Origin of the sequence: Marichromatium sp. PS1, from assembly GCF_041155115.1 — a bacterium.
Classification (GTDB): Bacteria; Pseudomonadota; Gammaproteobacteria; order Chromatiales; family Chromatiaceae; genus Marichromatium; species Marichromatium gracile.
The window spans coordinates 314,339-328,880 of sequence record NZ_BAAFHB010000004.1 but is presented as its reverse complement, the minus strand read 5'-3'; the positions used below and the strand labels follow the sequence as shown (position 1 = coordinate 328,880).

The window sequence follows — 14,542 nt, the reverse complement described above, 5'->3', positions numbered from 1 at the left end:
TCAGTGGAAGAAGCCTTCGAGCACCACCACCGCGTGCGCCTCCACACGCAGCCGCGGTTGTTCGATCGGCGGTTGTGCGCCGGGGTCGAACACCCAGGGTTCGCGGGCGGTGTCCAACGCCAGGTACCAGGTCATGCCGGCGATCGGCGGCAGCGCGAACTCGAGCGGCTCACTGCCCATGTTGAGCATGACATGCAGGGGCGACTCGCCCTCTTCAAGTCCGTCGAGGGTGAAGGCGAGGGCGTGGTTGCCGGGCGCGTCCCAGTTCGGCTGTTCGAGTCCGACCCCATGCCAGCGGATGTCGGGCAGGGCGTGTCCGGGTGCGCGCTCGCCGGTGAAGAAGCGGTTGCGACACAGCGCCGGGTGACGGCGGCGCAGCGCGATCATGGCACGCACGAAGTCGAGCATGGCGGCGCTGTCGTCGTGCATGCGCCAGTCGATCCAGCCGAGCGGGTTGTTCTGGCAGTAGGTGTTGTTGTTGCCCTGCTTGGTGCGCAGCAGTTCGTCGCCGGCGTGGAGCATCGGCACCCCCTGGCTGAGCATCAGGATGGCGATGAAGTTGCGCGCCTGACGCCGACGCAGGGCGAGGATGGCGGGGTCGTCGGTGGGGCCCTCGACGCCGCAGTTCCAGCTCAGGTTGTGGTCATGGCCGTCGCGGTTGTCCTCGCCGTTGGCCTCGTTGTGCTTGTGGTCGTAGCTGACCAGGTCGTAGAGGCTGAAGCCGTCGTGACAGGAGACGAAGTTGATGCTGTTGGTCGGCAGCCGGGCGCGGCTCTCGTAGAGATCGCTGGAGCCGGCGATGCGGGTGGCGACCTCGGCCACCAGTCCGGGGTCGCCGCGCACGAAGCCGCGGATCACGTCGCGATAGCGTCCGTTCCATTCCGCCCAGCGGTAGCCGGGGAAGTCGCCGACCTGATAGAGCCCGGCGGCGTCCCAGGCCTCGGCGATGATGTGCGCGCGATTGAGCGCCGGGGAGAGCTCGATGGCCCAGAGTACCGGCGCGTGGTACTGCGGGTTGCCGTCCTCGCCCCGGGCCAGGGCGCTGGCGAGATCGAAGCGGAAGCCGTCGACGTGCATCTCGCGACTCCAGTAGAGCAGCGAGTCGATGAGAAAGCGGGTGACGATCGGGTGGTTGCAGTTGAGGGTGTTGCCGCAACCGGTGTAGTCGCGATAGCGGCGCCGATCGATGAAGTCGAGGTGGTAGTACATCTCGTTGCCGAGCGCCTTGAAGCTGATGACCGGGCCGTCCTCGCCGCCCTCGGCGGTGTGGTTGAAGACCACGTCCATGATCACCCCGATGCCGGCGCGATGCAGCGCCTTGACCAGGTTGCGGAACTCGTCGCGGGCCTGACTGACATCGACGGCAAAGCCCGGGTGGGGGGCGAAATAGCTGTGGGTGCTGTAACCCCAGAAGTTCTCCAGCCCGCGCGCGGCGGTCGCCGGAGGCACATCCTGGGTGTCGAAGGCCATCACCGGCATCAGCTCGACGTGGGTAATGCCGAGTGACTGCAGATAGGGAATCTTCTCGATCACACCGAGGAAGCTGCCCGGGTGCGCGACCTCGGCGCTGGGGTGACGGGTGAAGCCGCCGACGTGCATCTCGTAGATCACCGAGGCATTGAGCGGGATGTGCAGCGGATGGTCGCCCTCCCAGTCATAGCCGTCGCGCACCACCTGCGCGCGCATCGCGGTGGCGGTGTTGTCGCCCGGTCGGCAGGCGGTGGTGCGATCCCACAGCAGGTCGCTGACGGTGGTCGCCCAGGGGTCGAGCAGCGCCTTGTCGCCATCTAGCCGACAGCCGGTCTCGCGGGTGTCGCAGCGTCCGCGTACCCGCCAGTTGTAATAGGTGCCGTCGGGCAGGTCCTCGACGAAGACGTGCCAGAAGAAGAAGGTCCGGTTGACCCTGGGGTCGAGCGCGATGACCTCGTCGGGCTCGGTGTCGTCGGCGCGCTCGAACAGCAGCAGCTCCATGGACTCGGCGTAGCGCGAGAAGACGCAGAAGTTGACGCCGCCCTCCATAGGGGTTGCGCCGGTGTTGTCCCAGACACCGGGCTGCACGGAAGATCTCTGTCGCGTCATGGTACGGCTCCTGCTCATGATCGCCGCTGTTCGCCCCCTTCTGGTCGTCATCGGCGCGACGGCTGCTGGCCGTCTGTGTGTACTTCGACCGCGGCGCGTGTGGGCCCGGTCACCAACGCCATCTCCCTGCGTTTTCGTTCGGCATCCTGCGGTCATCGCAACCCGTCCCGATTGATCGGGGCGGCGTCTTGAAGTCTAGACCCTGCAGACGAAGTTCGCTCAATACGAAAGGGACAGATTGAAAAAGACGAGCCTGAGCGATACGTTAGGCGACATGAACCGATCCAGACGCGCGCTCCCCCTGCTGCTGGTGCTCTGTCTGCTCGCCTTCCAGGCGCAGACGGTGGCCGCGCGCGCGCTCGATTGTCTCCATCTCGGTGCGTCCGTCACCGAGGTCGCCTGTCCCGGCCACATCCAGCCTGCGGGCGGGATCGACCGACAACCCGCAGCGCCCGGGGGCGGGGGCTCCCCCTTCGACTGCGCCAAGTGCGCGCTGGCGCTCACCCTCGGCGTACTGCAGGCGCCACCGGCGACCCCGCCGCTGCTGCTCGCCGACCGTGGCGCGGTACATCGGCCGCGCCCCCCCGCGCATTTCTATCTGCACGACCCCGAACACCTGCTGCGTCCACCGCGGACCGACTGACACCGACCCGATCCATCGCGGGGTCCCGTCGACCCCGTGCCGATTCAGTTCTGTGTTTGCGGGGCACGCCCGGTGCGTGTCCCTCGAGGTGTGACCCATGTATCGACGTCATCCATCCCGCGGAGGCGGCGCGCCGACGCGCGGTCTCTGGATCTCGCTATTGGTGGTGGTGCTTGCCGGTTGCGACGCCGCCCCCACGACCACGCCGCCGCCGGCGCAAGCCGAGCACGACCACGGCGCTGAGGAGGCGCCTGCCGCGCGACCGTTCGAAACCCGCTATGTCTGCCCGATGCACCCGCAGATCGTGCGCGATGCCCCCGGCACCTGCCCGATCTGCGGCATGGATCTGGTGGAGAAGGCGCTCGATCCCCTGGCCGGGCGCGGACCCGAGGTGCGGCTCGCCCCGGGGCTGGCGCAGACGCTCGGGGTCCGCACCGCCACGGTCGAGCGCGGCACCCTGTGGAAGTACGTCCGCACCCCGGGCCGGATCAGCTATGACGAGACCCGGCTGGCGCATCTCCACCCGCGCGCGCCGGGCTGGATCGAGGGGTTGAGCGTGCGCGCCCTCGGCGAGCCGGTCAGCGCCGGGCAGGAGCTTGCCGAGCTCTATGCCCCGGAGATCCTCTCCGCGCAGGTCGACTTCCTGCTCGCGCTCGCGCCCCAGCCCGAGGGCGTGGCCCGGGTGCGGGTCGATCAGGCGCGCAACATCCTCCGTCTGCTCGATGTCCCCGAGGCCGACATCCGCGCCATCGAGCGCAGCGGCGAGACCCGCCAGACGGTGCCGGTGCTGGCGCCGATCGACGGCGTGGTCACCGAGATGAAGGCGCGCGAGGGGATGTACGTCACCGCCGCCGATGCCATGTACACCATCGCCGATCTCAGCCGGGTGTGGGTGCTGGTCGACGTCTTCGAGCACCAGATCGACTGGATCGCCCCCGGCCAGGGCGCCGAGATCCGGGTCCCGGCCTATCCCGGACGCAGTTGGGAGGGCGAGGTCGACTATCTCTACCCGGCGCTCGATCCGCAGACGCGCACCCTGCGGGTGCGGTTGGTGTTCGACAACCCCGAGGGTCTGCTGCGCCCCAACATGTTCGCCGAGGTGGTGATCTACGGCGGTCCCAGGCGCGATGTGCTGAAGATCCCCGCCGAGGCGCTGATCGAGACCGGCACCGCCACCCGCGTGGTGCGCGCGCTCGACGACGGGCGCTTCGCCCCGGTCGAGGTGGTGGCGGGGATGCGACGCGAGGGCGAGGTCGAGATCCTCTCCGGGCTCGACGCGGGCGATCGCGTGGTGACCTCGGGGCAGTTCCTGCTCGACTCCGAATCGAGCCTGCGCGCCGGACTCGACCGGCTCTCGGGCCAGACGCAGGGAGGGCACGATCATGCCGGTCACTGATCCCCGTCACCGCCCGGAGGTGTCGCGATGAAGGCCGTGATCCTCTGGTCGATCCGCCGGCGGATGCTGGTGCTGCTCGGCGCGCTGGCGCTCGCCGTCTGGGGCGCGCAGGCGCTGCGTACCATCCCGCTCGATGCCATCCCCGACCTCTCCGACGTGCAGGTGATCGTGCGCACCAGCTTCCCCGGCCAGTCGCCGCGGGTGGTCGAGGAGCAGGTCACCTATCCGCTCACCACCACCATGCTGGCCGTCCCCGGCGCCAAGGTGGTGCGCGGTTACAGCTTCTTCGGCGACAGCTATGTCTATGTGCTGTTCGAGGACGGCACCGATCTCTACTGGGCCCGCTCGCGGGTGCTCGAGTATCTCAACCAGGCCGCCGCGAGCCTCCCCGAGGGCGTCCAGCCCCGGCTCGGACCGGATGCCTCCGGGGTCGGCTGGATCTACAGCTATGCCCTGGTCGATCGCAGCGGACGGCACGACATCGCCGAGCTGCGCAGCCTCCAGGACTGGTTCCTCAAGTTCGAGCTGCAGGCGGTCCCGGGGGTGGCCGAGGTGGCCACGGTCGGCGGCATGGTGCGCCAGTACCAGGTGGTGGTCGATCCCGATCGGTTGCGTGCCTACGGCATCCCGCTGTCGCGGGTGGCCGAGGCGCTGCGCGCGGCCAATGCCGAGGTCGGCGGCTCGGTGCTGGAGCTGGCCGAGGCCGAGTACATGATCCGCACCCGCGGCTATCTGCGCGGGGTCGAGGACATCGAGACCATTCCGTTGGGCGCCACCGAGGGCGGCACCCCGATCCTGCTGCGCGATCTGGCGCGGGTGCGGATCGGGCCGCAGATGCGCCGCGCGGTGGCCGATCTCGACGGCGAGGGCGAGGTCACCGGGGGGATCGTGGTGATGCGCTCGGGCGAGAACGCGCTGGCCACCATCGCCGCCGTCGAGGCGCGGCTCGATGCGCTCGCCGCCGGGCTCCCCGAGGGCGTGGAGATCGTCGAGACCTACGACCGCTCGCGGCTGATCCGCGCCGCCGTCGACAACCTCGGCGACAAGCTCGTTGAGGAGTTCGTCGTCGTCGCCCTGGTCTGCGTGCTCTTCCTCGTCCATCTGCGCTCGGCGCTGGTGGCCATCGTCAGCCTGCCGCTGGGGGTGCTGGCCGCCTTCCTGGTGATGAACGCGCAGGGGATCAACGCCAACATCATGTCGCTCGGCGGCATCGCCATCGCCATCGGCGCCATGGTCGATGCCGCCATCGTGATGGTGGAGAACGCCCACAAGCACCTCGAACGCGCCGGCCCCGGGATCGACCGCGCCACCCACTGGCGGGTGATCGGCGAGGCGGCCACCGAGGTCGGACCGGCGCTGTTCTTCTCGCTGTTGATCATCACCCTGAGCTTCCTGCCGGTGTTCGCGCTCGAGGCGCAGGAGGGACGGCTGTTCGCGCCCCTGGCCTATACCAAGACCTATGCGATGGCCGCCGCGGCGGGGCTCGCCGTCACCCTGGTGCCGGTGCTGATGGGCTATCTGGTGCGTGGCCGCATCCCGCGCGAGCAGGCCAATCCGCTCAACCGCGCGCTGATCGCCGGCTACCGGCCCGTGCTCGGCGCGGTGCTGCGCCGCCCGCGCTCGACGCTGGTGGCCGCCGGCGTGCTGCTCTACAGCTGTCTGATCCCGCTCGGCGGGGTGGGCGGGCTGCTCGCGCCGCTCAAATGGCCCTTCCAGCTCGTCTCGGCGGTGGTCGAGACCCCGCTCGCCGAACGCGCCGAGGCCCGGGTTGGGCAGTGGCAACAGGCGCTCGCCGAGGGCTGGCGCGCGCATCTCGGCGCGCTGCCGGTGATCGGCGGCTGGGATCGCGGGCTGGGCTCGGAGTTCATGCCCGAGCTCGACGAGGGCGATCTGATGTACATGCCGACCACGCTGCCCGGGATCTCGATCGGCAAGGCGCGCGAGCTGTTGCAGCAGACCGATCGGCTGATCGCCTCGGTGCCCGAGGTCGAGCGGGTGTTCGGCAAGGTCGGGCGCGCCGAGACCGCCACCGACCCGGCGCCGCTGACCATGATCGAGACCTTCATCCATCTCAAGCCGCGCGAGGCGTGGCGCGAGGGGATGACGCTCGCGCGGCTGATCGACGAACTCGACGAACGCGTCCAGGTGCCCGGCGTGACCAACGCCTGGGTGATGCCGATCAAGACCCGCATCGACATGCTCGCCACCGGCATCAAGACCCCGATCGGGGTGAAGATCTCGGGGCCGGATCTGGCCGAGATCGAGCGGCTGGGACGGGCGCTGGAGCCGATCCTGATGGGGATCGAGGGCACGGTCTCGGCCTATTCCGAGCGCGTCGCCGGGGGGCGCTATATCGAGATCCGCCCCGACCGCCTGGCCGCAGCACGCTTCGGGCTGAACATCGACGACATCAACCAGGTGGTGGCCGCCGGGATCGGCGGCATCGAGGTCACCCGCACCGTCGAGGGGCTGGAGCGCTATCCGGTCAATCTGCGCTTCCCGCGCGATCGGCGCGCCGATCTCGAGGCGCTGCGGGAGCTTCCGATCGTCACCCCGAGCGGGGCGCAGGTCGCGCTCGGGCAGGTCGCCGAGGTGGTGATCGTCGACGGACCGCCGCTGCTCAAGAGCGAGAACGCGCGGCTCACCGGCTGGACCTTCGTCGACATCCGCGGCCGTGATCTCGGCGGCTATGTCGCCGAGGCGCGGGCGCGGGTGCAGGAGGCGCTGGCGCTGCCGCCGGGCTATTCGCTCGACTGGTCGGGCCAGTACGAGTCGATGGAGCGCGCCCAGGCGCGGCTGGCGCAGGTGCTGCCGCTGACCCTGGCGATCATCCTGGTGCTGCTCTATCTTGCCTTCGGCTCGCTCGGGCGGGCGCTGCTGGTGCTCGGCTCGCTGCCGCTGGCGCTGGTCGGCGGGCTGTGGCTGATCTATCTGCTCGACTACAACCTCTCGGTGGCGGTCGCGGTGGGCTTCATCGCCCTGGCCGGGGTGGCGGCGGAGTTCGGCGTGGTGATGCTGGTCTATCTCGACGCGGCGCTCGCGCGTCGCCGCGCCGAGGGACGGCTCGATGACCGCGCGGCGCTCCACGCCGGGCTGATCGAGGGCGCGGTGCTGCGCATCCGTCCCAAGGCGATGACGGTGGCGACCATCTTCGCCGGGTTGCTGCCGATCATGCTCGGCGCCGGGGTCGGCTCGGAGGTGATGCGCCGCATCGCCGCGCCCATGGTCGGCGGCATGATCACCGCGCCGCTGCTCAGCCTGCTGTTGCTGCCGGCGGCCTACGCCCTCTGGTACCGGCGCGGGCTGCGCTGAGCGGGGCCGCGTCCGGGGCGCCTAGCGCGCGAGCCCGGGCGCGGCCTTGACGATCAACCCGCCGGTCGGCACCCCGATGTCGTCGGCGATCACCCCGCACTTGGCCTGGAGCAGGAAGACGATGGGCGCCTCGACCTCGCTCAGGCTCTCGTAGTTGGCCTGACCCTTGGCGATGATCAGGGGCGCGGCGGCGAAGCGTGCGCGGAATTCGTCCGAGCAGCGATCGAGCAGGGTGCCGACGGCGTCCGAGCCGTTGTCGACGAGGCTGGCGCAGCCGTCGAGCCCGGCAGCGCGCGCGTCCTCCAGGGTGGCGTCGTTGATCGCCGGGCCGCCCTTGCAGACATAGGTCACCGGCTGGTCGAGCTGCTCGATCAGGGCGCGGTCGAACACCGTCTCGCCGGCGTTGTCGCCGAGATAGAGCACCCGGTCGACGCGCGCGAGCGCGGCGCGCAGCACCGCCAGGTCGTCGATGGCGAAGGGCTGGCGCAGCACCCGATCGAGGGTGGCCTCGAGGTCGTAGTGCTCGAACACCCCGAAGTCGATGATGTTGCCCGCGATCGCGCCGCGCACCGCCGTCTCCAGCGGATCGGCCGAGGCGGCGATGGCGGCGATCAGCCGTGGGTAGAGGTCGAGGGCGCGGCGCGTCGCCTCCTGCTTGGCCGCGAGATAGGGATCGACGGCGCCGGTGCGGGTGCGCACCAGACGGTGGATGGTCTCGGCCATCCGTGGCGGTGTGGTGTCGAGCGGCAGCCGCTGCAACTCGGCCATGGTCTCGACCAGGATCGCGTGCTGCAGCGCCTGATCGGCGCCGGCGCGCCGCGCCGCGCTCAGCGCCTGGCGCAGGAAGCAGGGATAACAGTCGAGATGGGTATGCATGGCGGCTCCGTCGGTTGCTGGCAGGGACGGGCGACCCTAGCACGGGGTGGCGACTCGACGCCTTGACGACTGTCGCCGGGCGCTGTCCGACTATGCTTCTTGGTGCAGGGGTGTGTCGCAGCGGATCGGCAGCATCAGGAGGTCGTCATGAACCAGGAACCCTCGTCCCTCGAACCCTCGCTCACCGAATTGCTCGCGGCCCTGACCGATGCCGTCGGTCGGGGCGATCGAGCGCGGGCGCAGGCCCTGGCGCTCGAGATCCGTCAGCGGCTGATGGCCGAGTCGGCGTGGCTCGATGAGGCCGAGCGCCAGGTCGGCGCGCTGCTGGCCGCCCTCGATCGACAGTCGCCCATCATCGTGCGACTGGTGGGTGATCTCGGCGCGTCGTCATGGCCGCTTGCGACCGATGACAGACACTTCGTCGTCGACAGGGGGGAGGCGCCCCAGCGCGCCGGCATCCCGGCGTGGTCCATGACCACGGCCGCCCCGGCTAGCGGCGAGGTCTATCCGGTGTGGTTCGGTACCAACCGCCGCCCGGACGGGGCGGGCGGCTATGGCGGCGAGCGCGACACCCGGGTCCACTACGGTCGGGCGCTGGTCCAGGTCCCCGAGGCGCATCGCTTCGGCGAGAGCGGTAGTGGCTTCTGGACGCGGTTGCTGCGTCTCGACCTGCGCGACGACCGGCTGCGGCTGCGCGCCGTCGAGTCGCGCACGCCCGCGGCCTGCCTCGCCGAGGTCGCGGCGACCGTGGCGGCGGCGCGCGAGGCCGGCGAGCAGGCCCAGGCAATGGTCTATCTGCACGGCTACAACACCAGCTTCGAGGAGGCGGCGATCCGCGCCGCGCAGATCGGCTATGACCTCAAGGTGCCGGCCACCGCCTTCTTCAGCTGGCCCTCGCAGGGTACGCTCGCGGCCTATCCCGCCGACGAGGCGGCGATCGAGGCGAGCGAGCGACTGATCGCCGACTTCCTCGTCGCGTTCGCCCGCGACTGCGGTACCGACCGGGTGCATCTGGTCGCGCACAGCATGGGCAATCGTGGTCTGTTGCGGGCGTTGCAGCGGATCGCGGCAGAGGCCGGGGAGGCGGGGGTGCGCTTCGCGCAGGTGTTCCTCGCCGCGCCCGACGTCGATCGCGATCTCTTCATCGATCTCGCCAGGCTCTATCCGCGTCACAGCGAGCGCACCACGCTCTATGCCTCCGCCGCCGATCGTGCGGTGCACCTCTCCTCCCGACTCCACGGCGCGCCGCGTGCGGGCTATTTCGAGCCCTATACGGTGGTACCCGGGGTGGACACGGTGGCCGTGCCCGACTTCGACCTCGACCTGCTCGGTCACGGTTATTTCGCCCAGGCCGAGGCGTTGCTGCACGATCTCTTCGAGCTGATGCGTCACGACAGCGCGCCGACGGCGCGACAGCGTCTGCGTCCACTCGCCGGGGCCGGCGCCGGGGTCTGGTCATTGGTCAGATAGTGCTTGAGGATCAGGGGACTGGCCCCATGAATGATCACCTCATCACCAATCAGTCTCCGTGAGCTGTATCAGTACCCGGGACGGATCGAACACAGGGAGGATCGAGATGACTGAGCCGACTTGCGTGATCCTGGTCGAGGGGGACGCCGAGCTGCGGACCTCCCTCGCCAATGCCCTCGGGGACGCCGGCTGTACGGTCGCAACCGCGCCCGACGGACTGTCCTTCTATCGTCAACTCAGCGAGCAGAGCTTCGCCGTGGTGGTCGTCGACCTCGCGTTGCCGGATCAGCCGGGACAGGTGTTGATCGATTACGCCAGACGCCAGACCACCAGCGCCATCGTTGCCATCGGCGCGCGCAGCGGGGTCGATATCCGGGTCGATTGCTATCAGGCCGGGGCCGATCTGTTCCTGCAGACGCCGGTCGATGCACAGGAGCTGGCCGTCGCCGTCTCCAGCCTGGCGCGGCGTCATGCCCAGCTTCGTGCCGCGGCGCAGCGTCTCGTCGGCTGGCGTCTGCTGGTGCATCGGCGGGCGCTGGCGATCCCCGGTGCCGGCACCCTGGAACTCAGTCCGCGCGAGTGTCAGCTGCTCGACCTGCTCTCGCCCGGGGCGGGTGCCGCGGTGCGGCGCTGTGAGCTGCTCGACCGGCTCTATGCGCGGCGCGACGAGAGCGCCGAGCGCGCGCTCGAGACCCTGGTGCGCCGTACCCGTCGCAAGATCGCCGGCCACCATCCTGGGCCGAGCCCCATCCTCACCCAGCATGGTGTAGGCTATGCCTTCGCCACCCCGTTGATGCGGGCCTGAGGCCTTGGTCAGAACCGGTCAGGTCAGGTCGGTTCCCGTGGGTTGATGCACGGCCATCGGCCTGTCACCGTGCAACCAGCGTCCGGGATCGTCCCGGCGCTCACGACGATCGCAATGGAGGAACCGGGATGAAGACCTTCAGCACAGTGGCGGCGATGGCCCTGGTCTGTACCGCCTCGGGGGCGGCGCTCGCCGAGGACATGGAGAAGGGGGTGAACGCCTTTCGCGCCTGCTATGGCAGCGACATCCCGCCGGGGATGACCGGTGCGCCGGAGCTGACCATCGAGGTGGTGGTCGACTCCCAGCCCGAGCACAAGGCGATGGGCACGGGCAAGGTGACCTGGGGCTCGGTGCAGGGCTCCGCGCCGATCGAGACCGAGATCAGCGGCCCTTGGTACTACATGTGCACCATGGACGCCTGCTCGATCCGCTTCGACTTCTCCGGCGAGGGGCTGGACGGCATGCTGGTGGCGACCAACTGGGGCTCGCCCGGCACCTTCAAGTACAGCTTCAACGACGGCGACCCCGTCGAGCAGAAGGCGATGGTGTGTAACTGAGGACAGCACCGTCTCGTCCTGGATCAGCCTCCAGCGGCCAGCCGACAGCCTCCAGTGGAGAAGCGTGGCTGACCGCTGAAAGCTGATCGCTCATTTTTCAGCCTCCAGCGGCCAGCTGACAGCCTCCAGTGGGGAGGGCCAACGTCATGATTTGGCGACAGTGGCGTGCATACTGCCGCGATGGCGAGAGAAGACGTCCCGCTGGTAGCTGACGACTGGATGCTTACCGCTTTATCCCTTCGCGTCCTTTGCGGTTCAATCTCTTCGGCCGGCGGTTCAGCCGAGCCCCATCTCCTCGAGCAGCTCGTCGCTGCGCATCACCTGGCAGTAGATCATGTTGAGGATCTCCAGCTCGTGCTGGTGCAGGCTGTCGGTGCCGGCGGCGCAGCAGTCCTCGAGGAGGATGACGTGGAAGCTCTCGTCGGCGAGGCTGCGCACCGTCGAGGAGACGCACTGGTCGGTGTAGACGCCGGTGACGATGACGTTGCGGATGCCCATGTTGTTGAGCACCAGACGCAGGTTGGTCCCGGTGAGGGCGCTGTCGGTGGTCTTGGTGACGACGATCTCGCCCGGTTCCGGGGCCAGCTCGGGGACGATCTGCGAGGCCTCGGTGTCGAGCGGCATCAGCAGGTTGTTCCAGCCCGGCAGCTTTTGGCTCAGCGAGCGATCGCGACCGTCCTCGAGCAGACAGGCGATGCGGGCGTGGATGACGTCGATCCCGGCGGTGCGGAAGCGTTGCTGGAGGGCGCGAAGGTTGGGGATCAGGGTCTCGCGCATGCGTTGCTGGAAGGGGGCCCAGCGGGCGCGTTCTTCGGGGTCGTCGGCGAGCACCATGCCGTAGTTCTGCACGTCGATGCAGAGCAGCGCGGTCTCCTCGGGGGTGAGCGGCGGGAGTTCCGGTGCGGGCGCCTTGGCGTAGTAGAAGGAGCGGTGTCGCGTCTTCCAGGTCATGCGCGGTGCCTCCTCGATGCGCGGGCGGGGGCGGCGCGGGGCTTGTCCCCAGACCCTGTGGTTCGTCCTGTGGATAAGTTGTGACGAGTTGCGCTAGGTCACTGAGATACAAGCCCGTGAGACGGATTGGTCGAATCCTGTCCACCAGAGGCTAATTTCTAAGCGTAGTCCAGAAAGATCACACTCACCAGTGATCCAGGACAAGCATGGGCGAGAAGGGGGGCCAGCGACCAGCGGGATTGAACCGCTAAGCCGCAAAGGACGCGAAGAAAGCGACCAGCATCCAGCAAACAGCCTCCAGTGTCGGCGTACGGTCAACCGCGACGCGACGAGACAACCCAACCCCCTCACTGGAGGCTGGCAACTGAAAGCCTTTCTTCATCTTCGTGCACTTTTGCGGCTTTGCGGTTCAATGTCCTGTCGGCTGTCGGCTGTCGGCTGTCGGCTGTCGGCTGTCGGCTGTCGGCTACTGCAGGGCCGGGACCAACCGCTGTCGTCGTCGTGCGGTGGCGACCAGGGTGATGCCGAGCATTACCGCCGCGGCGGTCAGGCCGGCGAGTAGTCCCAGCCACAGACCGGCCGGTCCGCGTGCCGGGCCGAACAGATCGGTGAGCGCGAGGCTGTAGCCGATCGGCAGGCCGATGGCCCAGTAGGCGATCAGGGTGATGATCATCGGCGTGCGGGTGTTCTGGTAGCCGCGCAGGGCGCCGGCGGCGGTCACCTGGACGGCGTCGGAGAGCTGGTAGAGCGCGGCATAGACGATCAGCTGGGTGGCCACGGCGATCACCGCCGGGTCCGGGGTGTAGAGCCGTGCGACCCAGTCGCGCCCGAGCAGGATCAGCACGGCCGAGCAGCAGGCCAGGGTCAGCGCCGTGCCCAGCGCGACCCGGGTGCTGAAGCGCGCCTCCCGGATCGAGCCGCGTCCGAGCGCCTGACCGACTCGCACCGTGGTCGCCATCGACAGCGACAGGGGCACCATGAAGATCAGGGTGGAGAAGTTGAGCGCGACCTGGTGTCCGGCCACCACCACCGGTCCGAGACCACCGATGAGCAAGGCGATGACGGCGAAGATGCTGGCCTCGGCGAATACCGCGATGCCGATCGGCACACCGAGCGCGAGCAGCGCGCCGAGGGTGGCGGGGTCGGGGCGCTCGATCCGGGCGAAGGGGGCGTAGCGATGATAGCGCGGCGCGAGCGCGATCCAGAGCGCCAAACCGGCGAGCATGAACCACATCACCAGCGCCGTGGCCCAGCCGCAGCCGACGCCGCCGAGCGCCGGCAGCCCGAACCAGCCACCGTGGATGAAGACATGGTTGGCCGGGATGTTGAGCAGCAGCCCGAGCAGTCCGAGCACCATGTAGGGACGCGGCTGTCCGAGCCCGTCGCAGAAGCCGCGCAGCACCTGAAACAGCGCCGCCGCCGGGAAGCCGAACGCGACCGCCTGCAGATAGCCCATGGTCGGGGCGATCAGCTCGGGGTCGATTCGCATCACCTCCAGCAGAGGTTGCGCCGAGGCCAGCACCGCGGCGGCGAGTGCTCCCAGCGCGAGCGCCAGCCACAGCGCCTGGCGCACCAGCGGCCCGGTCGCGCCCAGTCGCCCGGCGCCGACGAGGTGGGCGACCTTGGGGGTGGTGGCCATCAGCACCCCGTTCATCAGCAGGAAGACCGGGATCCACACCGAGTTGCCGAGCGCCACCGCGGCGAGATCGCGCGCCCCGACCCGACCGGCCATCAGGGTGTCGACGAAACCCATCGCGGTGTGCGAGAGCTGGGTGATGAGGATCGGCCAGGCCAGGGCGATCAAGGCGAGGAACTCGACGCGGACGCGTTGAGCGGTTGCACGCTGGGAAGACATGGAAACCGTCTTTAAAAACAGTTAATTATCTTCCCTTCGATTGCGGGTTGTCAATCGTCGCGAAACGTGTATCTAGCTGTCGACCAGCGACCAGCGACCAGCGACCAGCGACCAGCGACCAGCGGGATTGAACCGCAAAGCCGCCAAGAGCGCGAAGATGGAGAAAGGCTTCCAGCCGCCAGCCACCAGTGATGGGGCGGGGCTGTCTTGTCGCGTTGCGGTCGACCGCACACCGACACTGGGGGCTGCTTGCTGGAGGCTGGTCGCTCTCTTCGTGTCCTTTGAGTCTTTGCGGTTCTATCTTCATTGAACTGCCAAGACGCCAAGAGCGCGAAGATGGAGAAAGGCTTCCAGCCGCCAGCCGCCAGCGATGGGGCAGGGTTGTCTTGTCGCGTTGCGGTCGACCGCACACCGACACTGGAGGCTGCTTGCTGGAGGCTGGTCGCTTTCTTCGCGTCCTTTGCGGCTTTGCGGTTCAATCTCCTGGCGGCTTGAATCTCCGCACCGACTTGCACGCAGTGAGTGTAATGCTATAACGTCCCGCGTTCTGTCTTGCGATTTGTCAACGCCTCTTCCATGCCGTCTCCGGTCCATCCAC

The 14,542-nt window shown here is 68.8% G+C and carries 10 protein-coding genes; 6 read left to right on the top strand and 4 right to left on the bottom strand.

All coding sequences use genetic code 11. From position 1 onward, the window contains the following. The gene (glgX, locus tag ACAM26_RS10645; RefSeq protein ID WP_123141602.1) at positions 1–2,079 is read right to left on the bottom strand and encodes a glycogen debranching protein GlgX; all 2,079 of its coding nucleotides are present in this window, start codon (positions 2,077–2,079) and stop codon (positions 1–3) included. 274 nt (positions 2,080–2,353) lie between these two features. On the opposite strand from glgX, the gene ACAM26_RS10640 reads away from it, so the two are divergent. From ACAM26_RS10640 to ACAM26_RS10630, 3 genes are all read left to right on the top strand, one after another. Continuing rightward, positions 2,354–2,722, top strand: coding sequence for a hypothetical protein (locus ACAM26_RS10640; protein WP_369613605.1), 369 nt, complete (start codon positions 2,354–2,356; stop codon positions 2,720–2,722). A 97-nt stretch (positions 2,723–2,819) separates the two neighbouring features. Beyond that, the gene (locus tag ACAM26_RS10635) at positions 2,820–4,118 is read left to right on the top strand and encodes an efflux RND transporter periplasmic adaptor subunit (protein WP_369613604.1); all 1,299 of its coding nucleotides are present in this window, start codon (positions 2,820–2,822) and stop codon (positions 4,116–4,118) included. Positions 4,119–4,145: 27 nt separating this feature from the next. Further along, positions 4,146–7,430 carry an efflux RND transporter permease subunit gene (locus ACAM26_RS10630; RefSeq protein WP_369613603.1) on the top strand — a complete coding sequence of 1,095 codons (3,285 nt, stop codon included), beginning with the start codon at positions 4,146–4,148 and terminating at the stop codon, positions 7,428–7,430. A gap of 21 nt (positions 7,431–7,451) precedes the next feature. Here ACAM26_RS10630 and ACAM26_RS10625 read toward each other — a convergent pair whose 3' ends face one another. After that, a complete protein-coding gene (locus tag ACAM26_RS10625) occupies positions 7,452–8,306 on the bottom strand; it encodes a DUF89 domain-containing protein (RefSeq protein ID WP_123141606.1) in 855 nt (284 codons plus the stop codon). Positions 8,307–8,453: 147 nt separating this feature from the next. Between ACAM26_RS10625 and ACAM26_RS10620 the strand changes: the two genes are divergently transcribed. The 3 genes from ACAM26_RS10620 (at position 8,454) to ACAM26_RS10610 (ending at position 11,138) form a co-directional block, all read left to right on the top strand. Next, positions 8,454–9,776, top strand: coding sequence for an alpha/beta hydrolase (locus tag ACAM26_RS10620; protein ID WP_369613602.1), 1,323 nt, complete (start codon positions 8,454–8,456; stop codon positions 9,774–9,776). Positions 9,777–9,882: 106 nt separating this feature from the next. After that, positions 9,883–10,581, top strand: coding sequence for a response regulator transcription factor (locus tag ACAM26_RS10615; protein WP_369613601.1), 699 nt, complete (start codon positions 9,883–9,885; stop codon positions 10,579–10,581). A gap of 128 nt (positions 10,582–10,709) precedes the next feature. Further along, positions 10,710–11,138, top strand: coding sequence for a hypothetical protein (locus ACAM26_RS10610; protein ID WP_369613600.1), 429 nt, complete (start codon positions 10,710–10,712; stop codon positions 11,136–11,138). A 276-nt stretch (positions 11,139–11,414) separates the two neighbouring features. On the opposite strand, the gene ACAM26_RS10605 is transcribed toward ACAM26_RS10610, so the two are convergent. Together ACAM26_RS10605 and ACAM26_RS10600 are read right to left on the bottom strand one after the other, a co-directional pair. After that, a complete protein-coding gene (locus ACAM26_RS10605; RefSeq protein ID WP_123141610.1) occupies positions 11,415–12,089 on the bottom strand; it encodes a cysteine hydrolase family protein in 675 nt (224 codons plus the stop codon). 466 nt (positions 12,090–12,555) lie between these two features. Next, entirely contained in the window at positions 12,556–13,944 is a 1,389-nt protein-coding gene (locus ACAM26_RS10600) for an MATE family efflux transporter (protein WP_123143134.1), read from the bottom strand. Between the last annotated feature and the right edge of the window lie 598 nt (positions 13,945–14,542).

Excerpts from the sequence above, each read along its gene's own strand:
- glgX (WP_123141602.1), bottom strand. The coding sequence starts at position 2,079 with ATGACGCGACAGAGATCTTCCGTGCAGCCCGGTGTCTGGGACAACACC.
- ACAM26_RS10640 (WP_369613605.1), top strand. The coding sequence starts at position 2,354 with ATGAACCGATCCAGACGCGCGCTCCCCCTGCTGCTGGTGCTCTGTCTG.
- ACAM26_RS10635 (WP_369613604.1), top strand. The coding sequence starts at position 2,820 with ATGTATCGACGTCATCCATCCCGCGGAGGCGGCGCGCCGACGCGCGGT.
- ACAM26_RS10630 (WP_369613603.1), top strand. The coding sequence starts at position 4,146 with ATGAAGGCCGTGATCCTCTGGTCGATCCGCCGGCGGATGCTGGTGCTG.
- ACAM26_RS10625 (WP_123141606.1), bottom strand. The coding sequence starts at position 8,306 with ATGCATACCCATCTCGACTGTTATCCCTGCTTCCTGCGCCAGGCGCTG.
- ACAM26_RS10620 (WP_369613602.1), top strand. The coding sequence starts at position 8,454 with ATGAACCAGGAACCCTCGTCCCTCGAACCCTCGCTCACCGAATTGCTC.
- ACAM26_RS10615 (WP_369613601.1), top strand. The coding sequence starts at position 9,883 with ATGACTGAGCCGACTTGCGTGATCCTGGTCGAGGGGGACGCCGAGCTG.
- ACAM26_RS10610 (WP_369613600.1), top strand. The coding sequence starts at position 10,710 with ATGAAGACCTTCAGCACAGTGGCGGCGATGGCCCTGGTCTGTACCGCC.
- ACAM26_RS10605 (WP_123141610.1), bottom strand. The coding sequence starts at position 12,089 with ATGACCTGGAAGACGCGACACCGCTCCTTCTACTACGCCAAGGCGCCC.
- ACAM26_RS10600 (WP_123143134.1), bottom strand. The coding sequence starts at position 13,944 with ATGTCTTCCCAGCGTGCAACCGCTCAACGCGTCCGCGTCGAGTTCCTC.